The sequence below is a fragment of the Mesorhizobium sp. M0518 genome (assembly GCF_040321125.1).
Lineage (GTDB): Bacteria > Pseudomonadota > Alphaproteobacteria > Rhizobiales > Rhizobiaceae > Mesorhizobium.
This window is the reverse complement of record NZ_JAMYQY010000005.1, coordinates 318,196-332,164: the sequence shown is the minus strand read 5'-3', so window position 1 is coordinate 332,164 and position 13,969 is coordinate 318,196. Positions and strand designations below refer to the sequence as shown.

The 13,969-nt window shown below is 63.2% G+C and carries 11 protein-coding genes; 6 read left to right on the top strand and 5 right to left on the bottom strand.

Annotated features, from left to right (window positions below):
• Positions 1-32: 32 nt before the first annotated feature.
• Positions 33-1,337, bottom strand: coding sequence for a M23 family metallopeptidase (locus tag NKI66_RS10130; RefSeq protein ID WP_352720383.1), 1,305 nt, complete (start codon positions 1,335-1,337; stop codon positions 33-35).
• A 151-nt stretch (positions 1,338-1,488) separates the two neighbouring features.
• Entirely contained in the window at positions 1,489-1,956 is a 468-nt protein-coding gene (locus NKI66_RS10125; RefSeq protein WP_023810305.1) for a peroxiredoxin, read from the bottom strand.
• A 95-nt stretch (positions 1,957-2,051) separates the two neighbouring features.
• Between NKI66_RS10125 and NKI66_RS10120 the strand changes: the two genes are divergently transcribed.
• Complete coding sequence (locus NKI66_RS10120) at positions 2,052-5,432, top strand: hypothetical protein (RefSeq protein WP_352751555.1); 3,381 nt, start codon at positions 2,052-2,054, stop codon at positions 5,430-5,432.
• A gap of 6 nt (positions 5,433-5,438) precedes the next feature.
• Here NKI66_RS10120 and tyrS read toward each other — a convergent pair whose 3' ends face one another.
• Complete coding sequence (gene tyrS / locus NKI66_RS10115) at positions 5,439-6,692, bottom strand: tyrosine--tRNA ligase (RefSeq protein ID WP_352610547.1); 1,254 nt, start codon at positions 6,690-6,692, stop codon at positions 5,439-5,441.
• On the opposite strand from tyrS, the gene NKI66_RS10110 reads away from it, so the two are divergent.
• The 3 genes from NKI66_RS10110 to NKI66_RS10100 are packed head-to-tail and all read left to right on the top strand — an operon-like array spanning position 6,679 to position 9,501.
• A complete protein-coding gene (locus NKI66_RS10110) occupies positions 6,679-6,933 on the top strand; it encodes a hypothetical protein (protein WP_155930568.1) in 255 nt (84 codons plus the stop codon). The genes tyrS and NKI66_RS10110 overlap by 14 nt on opposite strands.
• Positions 6,934-6,981: 48 nt before the next feature.
• Positions 6,982-8,625, top strand: a complete 1,644-nt coding sequence (locus tag NKI66_RS10105) for an ArnT family glycosyltransferase (RefSeq protein ID WP_352720377.1) — start codon at positions 6,982-6,984, stop codon at positions 8,623-8,625.
• Positions 8,626-8,670: 45 nt separating this feature from the next.
• A complete protein-coding gene (locus NKI66_RS10100) occupies positions 8,671-9,501 on the top strand; it encodes a phosphatase PAP2 family protein (RefSeq protein WP_352610549.1) in 831 nt (276 codons plus the stop codon).
• An 11-nt stretch (positions 9,502-9,512) separates the two neighbouring features.
• On the opposite strand, the gene NKI66_RS10095 is transcribed toward NKI66_RS10100, so the two are convergent.
• Both NKI66_RS10095 and NKI66_RS10090 read right to left on the bottom strand, forming a co-directional pair.
• On the bottom strand, positions 9,513-10,163 hold the full coding sequence (locus NKI66_RS10095; RefSeq protein WP_352720375.1) for an FMN-binding negative transcriptional regulator: 651 nt from the start codon (positions 10,161-10,163) through the stop codon (positions 9,513-9,515).
• Between the two features lie 21 nt (positions 10,164-10,184).
• Entirely contained in the window at positions 10,185-10,859 is a 675-nt protein-coding gene (locus NKI66_RS10090) for an alpha/beta hydrolase (RefSeq protein ID WP_023669128.1), read from the bottom strand.
• Between the two features lie 236 nt (positions 10,860-11,095).
• Between NKI66_RS10090 and NKI66_RS10085 the strand changes: the two genes are divergently transcribed.
• Together NKI66_RS10085 and sufB are read left to right on the top strand one after the other, a co-directional pair.
• Positions 11,096-12,259, top strand: a complete 1,164-nt coding sequence (locus NKI66_RS10085) for a cysteine desulfurase family protein (protein ID WP_352751553.1) — start codon at positions 11,096-11,098, stop codon at positions 12,257-12,259.
• 186 nt (positions 12,260-12,445) lie between these two features.
• Positions 12,446-13,963, top strand: coding sequence for a Fe-S cluster assembly protein SufB (gene sufB, locus NKI66_RS10080; protein WP_352751551.1), 1,518 nt, complete (start codon positions 12,446-12,448; stop codon positions 13,961-13,963).
• The last annotated feature ends 6 nt before the right edge of the window (positions 13,964-13,969 follow it).

Genomic DNA, 13,969 nt, shown 5'->3' with positions numbered 1-13,969 from the left:
CATCGGCGCATGGGGCAGGAGCCCAGGATCGCTTACAGATACTGGGCGACCTTCTTGCCGACCGTGAGGAAGCGCAAGGGATCGATCGCTTCGCCATTGTGGCGGACTTCGTAGTGCAGATGCGGGCCGGTCGAGCGGCCGCTGCTGCCGGTCTTGCCGATGACGGCGCCGGCGTCCAGTTTCTCGCCGACGGTGACGTCGATCTCGCTGAGATGCCCGTAACGTGTCGCAAAACCATTGCCGTGGTCGACTTCCACCATGCGGCCATAGCCGCCGTTCCAGCCGGCCCTGGTGACGGTGCCGGGCGCGGTGACCTTGGCGGCCATGCCGATCGGCGCCCTGAAATCCATGCCGGAATGCAGTGCTGCGGTGCCGAGGATCGGGTCGGTGCGCACGCCGAACGGGCTGGTGACGGAGTGGCCCGGCGCGGGGTTGGTCAGCGGCAGTTGGCGCGCTTCCTTCTTGAGATGGTCGAGCGCGTCAAGCGCTTCGTCCAACTCCTTGACCTTGCTGTCGAACATCATCGAACTGTCGACCGGGATGAGCGGTCCGCCGACATCGCTGTCGCCCTTGCCGAAGTCGCTGTCGACGGGCAGTCCGGCCGCCTCGAGCGCCTGGGTGATGGCATCGGCGCTCTTGTAGGCATTGTCGGCAAGCGTGCTTATGCGGGTCAGTTGATCGCTCTCGATGGATCTCAGCGATTGGTTGATCGAGACGAAGAGCTTGTCGGCACGATCGGCGGCTGAATCGTTGGGCAGCGGATCGGAGCGGGTCGACCACAGCGAGAACGGCCTTGTGTCGCCGGCCCCGGGATCGGCGCTCAGGCTGGCGACCGCATAATTGCGCGCGGGCTCCTTGATGCTGCCGGTCACTTCGGCGCGTTTGTCCGGCTTCGCAACCGCTGCCGGATATTCGGCCGGCGCTGCGCCGACTTCGCTCTCGGCGCGTTCGAGCAGCGGGCCAAGGCGGCCGTGACGCTGGCTCAGCTGGCTCTGCCGTTCAAGCAGTTCGCTGACCTTGGTTTCCATCAGTTGCTGGTCGAGCAACTGCCGGCTGGTGATGCGGTCGACCTGGGCGCGAAGCGCCGAAATGCGATCTTCATATGCTTGCTGCATGCGCGCCTGACGCGCCGTGGTGGCGCCGATCAAATCGTCGCGCAGCACGAGATAGGAGGTGGCCATGAGGTAGCCTATGGCAATGGCGGCCAGCGCCGAGCCGATAAAGGCCGCCAGCCACGGTCGGATCGTAAAATGCCTGATCTCGTTGCCCCGGGCGATGATGACCGTATGGGGCTCCTTACGTCTGCCGAATACTGCGGACTGACCGGTTGCGTTCACGGGACCAAGCTTTCGTTTACGACACCACGACAGCTTGACTACACATTATTAAGGTTAACAAAGGCTTGCAGCGCCGACTTGTCCGCAGCGGTTGCCCGCCAGGCGTGCGCAAGGTTGTAAGGGAAACCGGGCCGGCCTCGCCGGTAAAATCTCAAAGCGCACGAACGGCCTCAAGCACCTCTTCCGCATGGCCCTTGACGCGGACCTTGCGCCAAATCCTGGCGATCCGCCCGTCGCGGCCGATCAGGAACGTCGCGCGCTCGACCCCCATATACTTGCGGCCATACATCGATTTCTCGACCCACAGATGGTAGGCTTCGATCACCTTGCGCTCCTCGTCGGCGGCGAGGTCGATGGTCAGATTGTACTTCGACTTGAACTTGTCGTGCTTCTTGACGGGGTCGGGCGACAGGCCGATCACCACGGCGCCGGCCTTCTCGAACTCCGGCTTCAGCTGCGAGAAGCTGATCGCCTCCTGCGTGCAGCTTGTTGTGTCGTCCTGCGGATAGAAATAGAGCACGATGGGCTTGCCGGACGATGCGGCAAGGCTGACTGATCCGCCGCCGTCCCGCGGCAGGTCGAATTGCGGCGCGAGATCGCCTACGTCGAGGTCAGCCATACCGATGCCCTTGTTTGAGGTTACGCGCGAAGCCACACCGATATAGTGTCGGACGGGGATTCGTCCACGATCGAGTTCGTACAACGGAAAATTGCGTGGATCAGGAGCGACCGCAGCACGAGAAGATCCGGTTCAGGCGTGATGAGATCACCGACCTGGGGACCTTTCCGTCCGCCTGCCGTGTGCCGCCGCTCGGTCAGGCGTCGATCGGACGCGGTTTTCGCATCCTGTCGCGACTGTTCGCAGGTCTGGTCGCTTTCGTGCTGCTGGCCGCCATGCTCGTTTATCTGGTTGGCGCCTCCGGCATCGGAGCCGACCGGCTTCGCACCGAGGCGGAAACGGCGCTCGAGAAACTGGCGGGCGTCGATGTCAATGTCGCGGTCGGGCCTGCCCGCATCACGCTCGACGGTTCGAGTTTCATCGCGCTTCAGGTCAGCGACGTCAGCTTGAAGACATCGGACGGCAAGCCGATGGCCGATGCCGGCCGCGTGCGCTTCGGCGTGCGTCTGTTCCCGCTGCTGTGGGGGGATGTGCGGCTGACCAGCGCCAGGATCTCGGATGCCCGCATCGTCGTGGCTGCGATGCCGTCCGGCGGCGACTGGACCGCCGGCCTGCGCAATGCGGACGGCCTCATCGATCCGGAGAAGCTGTCCGCCGCGGTGTTCGGAAACATCAACCACGCACTCGATGCCGTGCGGGAGGATTCGCTGCGCCGGATCGACCTTCGCAATGTCGAATTCGTGCTGCCCGAAACCGGAGCGATCAAGCTCGTCAAGCTCACCGACGCCACCGTCGTGCAGTCAGGCCCGGGCGGCATGCAGTTCTCGTCCACGGCGGACATCGACGGCAGGACGGCTACCGTTGCCGCTTCCGCCTCCCGCGATATCGCGGCGCACCGCGTCACGGCACTGGATGCGAGCGTCGATCTGGCCGATACCGGCGACATGGCGGCCGCTGCCGGCAAGCTGGGAACCGTCGCGCTGAAGCTGACGGGATCGGAAGGGTTCGGCGCGAACGCATCGCGGCTGACGGCCGCTTTGTCGTCGACGGGTTCTGTCCTTGATCTCGGCACGCGAGGACTGCTGCCGGCGGACGTCGATATCAATGCGACGCTGGTTGCGGGCAGCAACAAGATCCAGGTCGACAGATTGCTGCTGAAGACCGGCCGCTCGACATTCGATTTCGCCGGGTCGATCGGGCCGAAGCCGGCAAGCGGAGCGGTGGGTGAAGAACCCTCCTATCGCTACGACCTGACCAGCGACGGGTCGTCGCTTGCGCCTTCGGAGTCGCCCGAGCCGGCGCTCACCTTCCTCGCCCGGATTGCCGGGGTCTACAATACGGTGAGCCACAAACTGGTCGCCGAGCAGATCGCGCTCCGGTCCGCCGGCTCCGGCGAGATGCTTGGCACCGCCGCCGTGGCGTTCGTCGACGGCAAAGTGCCGGGGATCAATCTGGCGTTCAACATCCACGACATGCAGGTCTCTCACGTCAAGCAGCTATGGCCGTGGTTTTCGGCGCGCAATGCCCGGCTGTGGGTGCTGGCCAATCTGTTCGGCGGCCGTGTCGTCGACGCCAACCTTCAGTTCCAGGTTGTGCCGGGCCGGCTTGGCAACGGCGTGCCGCTTTCGGCCGATGAGGTGTTCGGCCGCTTCCAGATCGAGGGATCGCGCTTCGACACCGCCGGCCGCATCCCGCCGATACGCGACGCGGTCGGTGTCGTCGGTTTCCACGGCAACGATGTCGATATCTCCCTGTCCTCGGGCACCGTCTACATGCCCAGCGGCCGCACCGTGGCGGCCAGCAACGGCACGCTGACGGTCAAGGCGGCCAACCGCCCGCCGGTCGTCGGCGCGCTCGATATCGACGTCGACGGCGAAGCGTCGGCCGTCGCCGAACTCGCATCCTACGAGCCGATCAACGCCATGCGCCATGTCGGCATTCTGCCGGAAGACCTGTCGGGCAGCGTCACCGGCCACGTCAAGGCTGATATTCCGCTGCAGTCGGGCGTCGACAGTTCGAAGCTCGATTGGCTGGTGTCGCTCGACTACACCGGTATGTCCTTGGCCAAGCCCTTCGAGGGCCAGATCGTGACGGATGCCGACGGTTCGATCACGGTCGATCCGGAGAAGGCGGTGATCTCCGCCAAGGCATTGCTGAACGGCATTCCGGCCGAACTCGATCTGGTAGAGCCGCTCAGGGATGACGGGCCGGCGCGCAGCCGCAAGGTGGCTCTGGTGCTTGACGACAAGATCCGCGCCGCCGCCATGCCCGGCCTGAAGCCGCTGCTTGCCGGAACGGTAAAGGTGGCGATCGACAAGAACGGCAGCGGCGACCAGAACGTCTCGGCCGACCTGACCAACGCCAGGCTGGACATTCCCTGGGCGGGCTGGAGCAAGGGGGCAGGGGTCCCCGCCAAGGTCACCTTCGTCATGACCAGGTCCGGCGAGACCATGACGCTGTCCGATTTCGACCTCGACGGAAAGACGTTCTCCGTCGACGGCAGCATCGTGCTGGTCAATGGCGCCTTGTCGTCGGCGCGGTTCAGCAAGGTCACCTTGAACAGGGGCGACGACGTTGCCGTGTCGGTGAAGCGGTCCGGCAAGGGCTATGCGGTCGACATATCGGGCAACGCGCTCGATGCCCGCTCGCTCATCAAGCAGTTCACTTCGGACGTCGACACGGCTACCAAGACCACCGGTTCCGATGCCATTTCCGTCAGCGCCGATGTCGACCGGCTGACCGGTTTCCACGACGAGCAATTGTCCAATCTGAAGCTCGACTACAGCGCGGCCGGCTCGCGGGTGAACGGGCTGAAGGTCAGCGCCACGGCCAGTTCAGGTGCGGCCATATCAATCAGCAACACCACCGGCGCCGGCCGGCGCACGCTCAACATGCAGTCCGCCGACGCCGGCGCCATTCTGAGATTCCTCAACATCTACGAGCATATGGAAGGCGGCGCGATCACGCTCGCACTGGCCGGGCCGAGCGACGGATCGCTCAAGGGCAAGGTCGACACCAGCAACTTTTTCGTCGTCAACGAACCGAAACTCGCCTCCATCGTCTCGACCACGCCGGCCGGCGACAACCGCAGCCTCAATCAGGCGGTCAAGGGCAAGCTGGACACATCGCGGGTGAAGTTCGAACGCGGCTACGCCGAGATCGACAAGGGCAGCGGCTATCTGAAACTGGCCAATGGCGTGCTGCGCGGACCGCGCATCGGGACGACGTTCCAGGGCACGCTCTACGACCAGAACAACAACATGGACATGACCGGCACGTTCATGCCGGTCTATGGCCTCAATCGCATCTTCGGCGAACTGCCCATCGTTGGCGCGCTGCTCGGCAATGGTCGCGACCGTGGCCTGATCGGTGTCACTTACCGGCTCAAGGGCAATGCCAACAAGCCGCTGCTGGACATCAATCCGCTGTCGGTGATCGCGCCTGGAATATTCAGGTCGATCTTCGAGTACCGGTGATCGAGTTCAGACTGGCCGCACCAGAATGTGTTTTTTCTTTCCCAAAGACAGCTTTGCGATGTTTTCCGGACTCAAATCCTTTGATGTCACCAGGCGGCGCTCGTCGCTCACCGGCTCGTCGTTCAGGCGCACGGCACCGCCCTGCACATGCCGCCGCGCTTCGCCGTTCGATGCCGCCAGTCCGGCAGTGACCAGCAGCGACAGGATACCGACGCCGGTTTCAAGCGCCGTTTTGTCGACCTCGACGGTCGGTAGCGACTCCGCGAGCGCGCCTTCCTCGAACGTCTTGCGCGCCGTATCGCTGGCTTGCTCGGCGGCTGCACGGCCGTGCAGCAGGGCGGTGATCTCGGTGGCGAGGATCTTCTTGGCCTCATTGATCTCGGATCCGCCGAGCTGTTCGAGCCGCGCCACCTCGTCCAGCGGCAGCGTCGTGTAGAGCTTCAGGAAGCGGGCGACGTCGGCATCCTCGGTGTTGCGCCAGTACTGCCAGAATTCGTAGGGGCTCAGCATCTCCGCATCGAGCCAGACCGCGCCCGAAGCCGACTTGCCCATCTTGGCGCCCGACGAGGTGGTGAGCAGCGGCGTCGTCAGCGCATAGAGCTGCGCATCCTCCATGCGGCGGCCGAGATCGATGCCGTTGATGATATTGCCCCACTGGTCGGAGCCGCCCATCTGCAGGCGGCAGCCGAGACGCTTGTAGAGCTCGACGAAATCATAGGCCTGCAGGATCATGTAGTTGAATTCGAGGAACGACAGCGACTGCTCGCGATCGAGCCGCAACTTGACGGAATCGAACGCCAGCATGCGGTTGACGGAAAAGTGACGGCCGACATCGCGGAGGAAATTGACGTAGTTGATCTCCATCAGCCAGTCGGCGTTGTTGACCATAATGGCGTCGTTCGGACCGCTGCCGAATTTGAGGTAGGGCATGAAGTTGCGGCGGATGCCGGCTAGATTGTCTTCGATGTCCTGCGGGGTCAAAAGCTTGCGCGCCTCGTCCTTGAAGGACGGGTCGCCGATCATCGAGGTGCCGCCGCCCATCAACGCGATCGGCCGATGACCCGTCTGCTGCAGCCAGTGCAGCATCATGATCTGGATCAGCGAGCCGGCGTGCAGGCTCTTGGCGGTGGCGTCGAAGCCGATATAGGCCGTCACCGTCTCCTTGGCGAAGATATTGTCGAGGCCGGCATCATCCGAAGTCTGGTGGATGAAACCGCGCTCGCTCATCGTGCGCAGGAAATCGGATTTGAAGGCGGACATTGTTTCTTTCCCGAAAGCGCCCGGCCGCTGTGGCTCGGATGTGCATGAACGCGGGCGTTTAGCATCCAAGCGCGATCAGCAAAAGTGGTTTCCGGTTTTGCGTCTGATCGCGCGCCAGACAAAGGTCCAGCGATCAGCAAAAGCGGTTTCCTGTTTTGGTGCCCGCGCGGATGGCGTTTGCGAATCCTTGCTTCGTCGTTTGGGCTGGCGTATTGAGGCGCCGCGCAGGGGCAGGGCCTGAGGCGCCGCGACGGGGCCATCCCGCAGATCAGATCCGGAAAGCTCCGCGATGAACAGGAACTATCTCTTTCTCTTTCTGTTCAGCGTGCTGATGACATTCAGCGGACTGGCGAGCCTTCCACCCGTCGACCGGGACGAATCCCGTTTTGTCCAGGCCACCAAGCAGATGGTCGAAACCTCCGACTATGTCGACATCCGTTTTCAGGATGCCTCGCGCTACAAGAAGCCGATCGGCATCTACTGGCTGCAATCGGCGGCCGTGGCGCTGAGCGGCGAGGGGGCGGCGGCGCCGATCTGGGTCTACCGCCTCGTCTCCATGCTTGGCATTGCCTTGGCCGTCGTCGGCATTGCCTGGACAGGCACCAAGCTGTTCGGGGCCAATGCCGGTCTCGCCGCCGGCCTGATAATGGCGGCTATCTTCGCCACAGCCTTCGAGGGCCGTGACGCCAAGACCGACGCCATGCTGCTGGCCTGCTGCGTGGCGGCGCAAGGCGCGCTCGCCCAGATTTATCTGGCATCGCGCCGCAACGAACCGGTGGCCGCCCATTTGCCGTGGATCTTCTGGGCGGCTCAAGGCCTCGGAATCCTTATCAAGGGGCCGGTGGCTCCGCTCCTGTCGGTGCTGACGGTCGCCGCCCTGTTTGCCTTCGAGCGCGACTGGCGCTGGCTCCTGAAGCTGAAGCTCGTGCGCGGTGTCGCTCTGGTGGTGCTCATCGTGTTGCCCTGGGTGGCCCTCATCACCTGGAAGAGCGGCGGCGCCTTTCTCAGTGATGCCGTCGGCAAGGACATGATGGCCAAGGTCGCCTCGGGCGAGGAATCGCACGGCCTGCCGCCGGGCTTCTACATGCTGACCTATTCCTTGTTCATGTGGCCGTTCGGTCTGATCGCGGTCGGCGCCGGGCTGCAGGCCCTCAACCGTCTGCGCGACGATCCGCGGTTGCGTTTCTGCCTGGCCTGGTACATTCCGTTCTGGCTGGTGTTCGAGCTGATCCCGACCAAGCTGCCGCACTATGTCCTGCCGGCCTATCCCGGCATGGCGCTGCTGATCGGCTGGCTGCTGACCTTGCCGCCGCAGGAGGCGAATGCGCCGCTCAGGCGCTGGCAGGATTGGTTGTGGTGGTCGACCGCATTCGGTCTTGCCGTGGTCAGCCTTGGCCTGGCGGCGGTCTGCGTCGGAGCGCCGATCTACCTCACCGGCACCTTCTCCTGGTGGAGCATTCCGGCCGCCGCGGCAGCACTGGGGGCGGGCTACCTTGCCTTCTCGCGGGAGTTGCAGGTTCCGCTTCCTCGCATCGGCGCCGTCGCGGCTTGCGCGGGCATCACCTATGGGCTGTTGTTCGGCGTCATCGCGCCTTCGCTGAAGCCGATCTGGCTGAGCCCGGCGATCGAGGCGGCGTTCCAGGCCAACAGGCCTTGCGACACCACGGTGCTCGCTTCGGCGGAATATCACGAGCCGAGCCTGGTGTTCCTGGTCGGCACCAAGACCGTCCTGACCGATGTCGATGGCGTCGCCAAGCATCTGCTCGGCGATCCTGCCTGCGCCCTGGCGCTGGCGCAGGTCGGCGACGAGCAGAAACTGAATGGGCTGCTGGCGGCGCAAGGCAAGTCGGCGAACCGCGTTGCCGAGGTCGACGGCCTCAACTATTCATCGGGAGACAAGCTGTCGCTCGGCCTCTATCGTGTAACCCAGTGACGGCTCGCCGATGCCCATGACGGCAACAATGGGGTCGAATTTCCTATGCTGGTGAAATCACGCCCGCCCGTTTCGAGCCTGCTCCTTGGGGTAGGGCGCCGGTCGCTCGACAATTTTCGCGATACGATGCAGATCGCCAAAAGCCGCCTTGCCACCCGTCCGGCCAGATACCCGAACGTTTTGTGGTCGGTCTGGGTGCTGGTCTGGATTTTGCTGACGGCGGCAGCGTTTGTTCGTCTCGACACTCCGGCCGGAATGCTTCACGGCAAGTGGTCGGCGGGATTTGCCCGGACTGCCGACTTTTTCACCCAGTTCGGCCTGGGTGGCTGGTATCTCATTCCGTCGGCGCTTCTGCTTGTCGCCGCGAACCTGACGGATTGGCGAAGCCTCTCCCGGCGCTCGCTGATGCTCCTCTACAACTGGACCTGCCTGGCTTTTCTGGTGCTGTGCGCCACCGGCCTGTCGGGAATCGCCGTCAATGTGCTGAAATATGCGATTGGCCGGGCTCGCCCGCTCTATTACGAGGACTTTGGCGTGCTTACCCTGCACCCCTTCGCTTTCGATGCGCGCTTCGCCGGCTTTCCATCCGGCCATGGTACGACGATGGGCGCAGTGTTCGGGGTCGCTTTGCTGTTGTTTCCGCGGCGCTGGTACATCGCCCTGGCGATCACTGCCTGCATCGCCTCGACCCGTATCTTCGTTGGCGCGCACTATCCCAGCGACACCGTCGCCGGCTTCGGCCTTGGCTGCGGTTTCGCGCTGGCCTGCGGGCTGGTCTTTGCCCGGCTCGGCTTCATCTTCCGGCCGATGCCTTCGGGACTGCCGGTCCGCAAGACAACGTTTTGGCTGATCGGACCGACAAGGAAGGCTGCCTGAGCATCCGAAGTTCAGTTGCCGTCCAGCCCGCCATAGGATCTGACTAGGCCGGCCATGCCGGGCGACTGGTGGTCTTCGCTTTCCAGCCCTTGGGCAACGCCGACGCGATCGGCCACAGGCCGGTTCTGGCTGACCTTCCACTTGCCGTGGATTTCGCTGATCTCGATTTCCAGCCCGATAATGGCTTTGATCTGCGACTGGATGAACGGCTCCGGCGCGTCGGTCACTGCCCAGGGCGCTTGGCGAGCGCCTTCCTGCGACGCCGTCAGATCGGCGATCTGCTGCGCCAGCCAATCCTGGTCATCCATCACCTTGACTGTGCCGCGAACCTGCACGATGGCATAATTCCAGGTCGGCACCACCTTGCCGGTCTCGCGCTTGGTCTCGTACCAGGACGGCGTCACATAGGCATCGCTGCCCTGGAAGACGATCAATACCGGTGAAGCCGGATTGTCGGCCAGCAGGCGCCATTGCGGGTTGGCCCGCGCCAGATGGGCGCGCAGCCTGCCGTTAGGCCCGATTTCCGCGTCGAGCAGGAACGGGACAGCGTTGGCGACCGGCCCATCGGACCCGTTGGAAATCAACAGGCCCAGCGGATGCGTCCGGATCAGCCCGTGCAGGATTTCCGGCCGCGTTTCCCTGAAATGAGGAGGCTCGTACATCGCCGTCCGTTCTTTTCTTGTTTATCTCAGCCGCTTCGGACGCGGATCCGACAATTCGCCGGCCAGCCGGCGGTCGAGATAGTCGGCGCATTCCTCGAGCAGCAGGTCGGCATCGTTGGCGAAGAAATGGTTGGCGCCGGGCAACGTCTTTTGCGTGATGGTGATGCCCTTCTGCGTGTGCAGCTTGTCGACCAGGCCCTGCACATCCTTCGGCGGCGCCACCTTGTCGGCATCGCCATGGATGATCAGGCCCGATGACGGGCAGGGCGCCAGGAACGAGAAATCATAGGTGTTGGGCTGCGGCGCGATCGAGATGAAGCCTTCGATCTCCGGCCGGCGCATCAGAAGCTGCATCCCGATCCAGGAGCCGAAGGAGTAGCCGGCGACCCAGCAGCTCTTGGAATCGGGATGCAGCGACTGCACCCAATCCAGCGCCGCGGCGGCATCCGACAACTCGCCGGTGCCGTGGTCGAATTCGCCCTGACTGCGGCCGATGCCGCGGAAATTGAAGCGCAGCGTGGTGAAATCCCGCTTCTGGAACATGTAGAAGAGGTCGTAGACGATCTTGTTGTTCATCGTGCCGCCGAATTGCGGATGCGGGTGCAGGACGATGGCAATCGGCGCGCTTTTTTCCTTGGAAGGCTGATAGCGACCCTCCAGGCGGCCGGCAGGACCGGTGAAAATGACCTCAGGCATAAAATACTCCACTTGGTAATACGAACGCGCGGTGCCTGGAACGTTTCCTCTGGCCTTGACGCAGGGCGAGCGTCTTCTTAGAAGCTAGTTTAGAATTGTTCAAAACTGGGTGGCAAGACATCGAGCCCGGCCACCCGCGCCGCAAGCCGCGTAAATAGGACGGCTCGCCTTGGAATTTCAAGGAAATAACGCCATACGACATCGGAATGGCTTCTGACGGGACTTGACGGACGAAAATGGCCGCAAAACGCGCCTATCTCGATTATAATGCCAGTGCGCCGCTGCTTGCCGCGGCCCGCGAGGCTATGGTCGCGGCGCTTGACGTCGCCGCCAATCCGTCATCGGTTCACGCCGAGGGGCGTGCGGCCCGCCGCCTGATCGAGACCGCCAGGCGTGACGTGGCGGCGCTCGTCAACGCCAAGGCGGAGCATATCGTGTTCACCTCCGGTGCGACGGAAGCAGCCTCGACGCTGCTGTCACCAGACTGGCGGATGGGGCGCGGCACCGTGCGCATGAGCCGGCTTTACGTGTCCGAGGCCGATCATCCCTGCCTGTTGAATGGCGGACACTTCCCGGCAGCGCAGGTTACCCGGATCGGTGTCGACGCCAACGGCATCGCCGATCTCGGCGCCTTGGCATCGGTGCTCGGCGGTCATGACAAGAGCGAAGGCCTGCCGCTGGTCGCCATCCACACCGCCAACAACGAAACCGGCGTCATCCAGCCGATCGATCGCATCGCCGGGATTGTCAAGGCGGCGGGCGGTATCCTCATTGTCGACACCGTGCAGGCCGCCGGGCGTGTTTCGATCGATCTATCAGCTGGTTACGCCGATTATCTGATTCTGTCCTCGCACAAGATCGGCGGTCCCAAGGGCGTCGGCGCCATGGTCGCGGCTTCGGATCTGATGATTCCGAAGCCGCTGGTCACTGGCGGTGGCCAGGAAAAGGGCCATCGCGGCGGCACTGAAAACCTCGCTGCCATTGCCGGTTTTGGCGCGGCCGCCCGCGAGGCCCTTGCCGGATTGCCGGCCATGGATGCGGTGCGCCGGCGCCGCGACGAGATCGAGGCCATCGTGAAAACGCTGGTGCCGGACGCGGAAATCTTCGGAACCGGTGCGCCAAGGCTTGCCAATACGGCATTCTTCGCTATTGCGGGCGTCAAAGCCGAAACCGCGCAGATCGCCTTCGATCTGGCCGGTGTGGCGCTGTCGGCCGGCTCTGCCTGTTCGTCTGGCAAGGTCGGACCGAGCCATGTGCTGAAAGCCATGGGATACGGCGACAGTCTCGGCGCCTTGCGGGTGTCCATCGGACCGGCGACCGGCGCGGAAGACGTTGAGCTTTTCCGCACCGCGCTTGCGGGTATTGCCGCACGTAGGGCGGATAGAGAACGGGCCGCGTAGCGGTTGGACGAATTTGGGCCTTTCGGCCTGGTAGAGCCGTGCGTTTCATGCTGGCCGGGTGAATTCCCGGTCGAAGCGCACTATATTAAACTTACGCTGCCGCGAGCACCTCTTGGGGTTCGGTTTTGGCGGTGCCATAGTTTGAAAACTGTCGGGCCTTGACCCCGGCGTGGATGGAGAACGCATATGCCTGCTGTGCAGGACACGATCGATCGGGTCCGAAAGATCGACGTCGACCAATACAAATACGGATTCCAGACCGAAATCGCGATGGACAAGGCCCCCAAGGGCCTCAGCGAAGACATCATCCGTTTCATTTCGGCCAAGAAGGACGAGCCGTCCTGGATGCTGGAATGGCGTCTGGAAGCGTATCGCCGCTGGCTGACGCTTGACGAGCCGACCTGGGCGCGCGTCCACTATCCGAAGATCGATTTCCAGGACATCTATTTCTATGCGGCGCCCAAGAGCACGCCCGGCCCGACCTCGCTCAGCGATGTCGATCCCGAACTCTTGAAGGTCTACGAAAAGCTCGGCATTCCGCTGCAGGAGCAGGAAATCCTTGCCGGTGTGCAGAAGACCGATGCCTCGGAGCCCGAGGAGGTCAGCGATAACGTCTACAAGTCGGGCCGCGTCGCTGTCGACGCCGTGTTCGATTCCGTTTCGGTCGTCACCACCTTCAAGAAGGAGCTGGCGCAGGCCGGCGTCATTTTCTGCTCGATCTCGGAAGCCATCCGCGAGCATCCGGAGCTGGTGAAGAAATATCTCGGTTCGGTCGTGCCGACCTCCGACAATTACTACGCGACGCTGAATTCGGCTGTGTTCACCGACGGCTCGTTCGTCTTCGTGCCCAAGGGTGTGCGCTGCCCGATGGAACTGTCGACCTATTTCCGCATGAACGAGAAGAACACCGGCCAGTTCGAGCGCACATTGATCATCGCCGAGGAGGGGGCCTACGTCTCCTATCTCGAGGGCTGCACGGCGCCGCAGCGCGACGAGAACCAGCTGCACGCCGCGGTGGTCGAACTGGTGGCGCTCGACGATGCCGAGATCAAATATTCGACGGTGCAGAACTGGTATCCCGGCGACGCCGAAGGCAAGGGCGGCATCTACAACTTCGTCACCAAGCGCGGCGACTGCCGTGGCGACCGCTCCAAGATTTCGTGGACGCAGGTCGAGACAGGTTCGGCGATCACCTGGAAATATCCGAGCTGCATCCTGCGCGGTGACGATTCCCAAGGCGAGTTCTATTCGATCGCCGTGTCGAACGGTTATCAGCAGGTCGACAGCGGCACCAAGATGATCCATCTCGGCAAGAACACGTCGAGCCGCATCATCTCCAAGGGTATCGCCGCCGGCTACTCGCAGAACACCTATCGCGGCCAGGTCTCGGCGCATCGCAAAGCGACCAACGCCCGCAATTTCACCAACTGCGACAGTCTGCTGATCGGCGACCAGTGCGGCGCGCACACCGTGCCTTACATGGAAGCCAAGAATTCGACGGCGCAGTTCGAGCACGAGGCGACGACGTCGAAGATTTCCGAGGACCAGAAATTCTACGTCATGCAGCGCGGCATCCCGGAAGAGGAAGCGATCGCGCTGATCGTCAACGGCTTCGTCAAGGATGTCATCCAGCAACTGCCGATGGAATTCGCGGTCGAAGCGCAGAAGCTGATCGGGATTAGCCTTGAGGGCTCGGTCGGCTGACCGGAT

Excerpts from the sequence above, each read along its gene's own strand:
- NKI66_RS10090 (WP_023669128.1), bottom strand. The coding sequence starts at position 10,859 with ATGCCTGAGGTCATTTTCACCGGTCCTGCCGGCCGCCTGGAGGGTCGC.
- sufB (WP_352751551.1), top strand. The coding sequence starts at position 12,446 with ATGCCTGCTGTGCAGGACACGATCGATCGGGTCCGAAAGATCGACGTC.
- NKI66_RS10095 (WP_352720375.1), bottom strand. The coding sequence starts at position 10,163 with ATGTACGAGCCTCCTCATTTCAGGGAAACGCGGCCGGAAATCCTGCAC.
- NKI66_RS10100 (WP_352610549.1), top strand. The coding sequence starts at position 8,671 with ATGCTGGTGAAATCACGCCCGCCCGTTTCGAGCCTGCTCCTTGGGGTA.
- tyrS (WP_352610547.1), bottom strand. The coding sequence starts at position 6,692 with ATGTCCGCCTTCAAATCCGATTTCCTGCGCACGATGAGCGAGCGCGGT.
- NKI66_RS10125 (WP_023810305.1), bottom strand. The coding sequence starts at position 1,956 with ATGGCTGACCTCGACGTAGGCGATCTCGCGCCGCAATTCGACCTGCCG.
- NKI66_RS10105 (WP_352720377.1), top strand. The coding sequence starts at position 6,982 with ATGAACAGGAACTATCTCTTTCTCTTTCTGTTCAGCGTGCTGATGACA.
- NKI66_RS10085 (WP_352751553.1), top strand. The coding sequence starts at position 11,096 with ATGGCCGCAAAACGCGCCTATCTCGATTATAATGCCAGTGCGCCGCTG.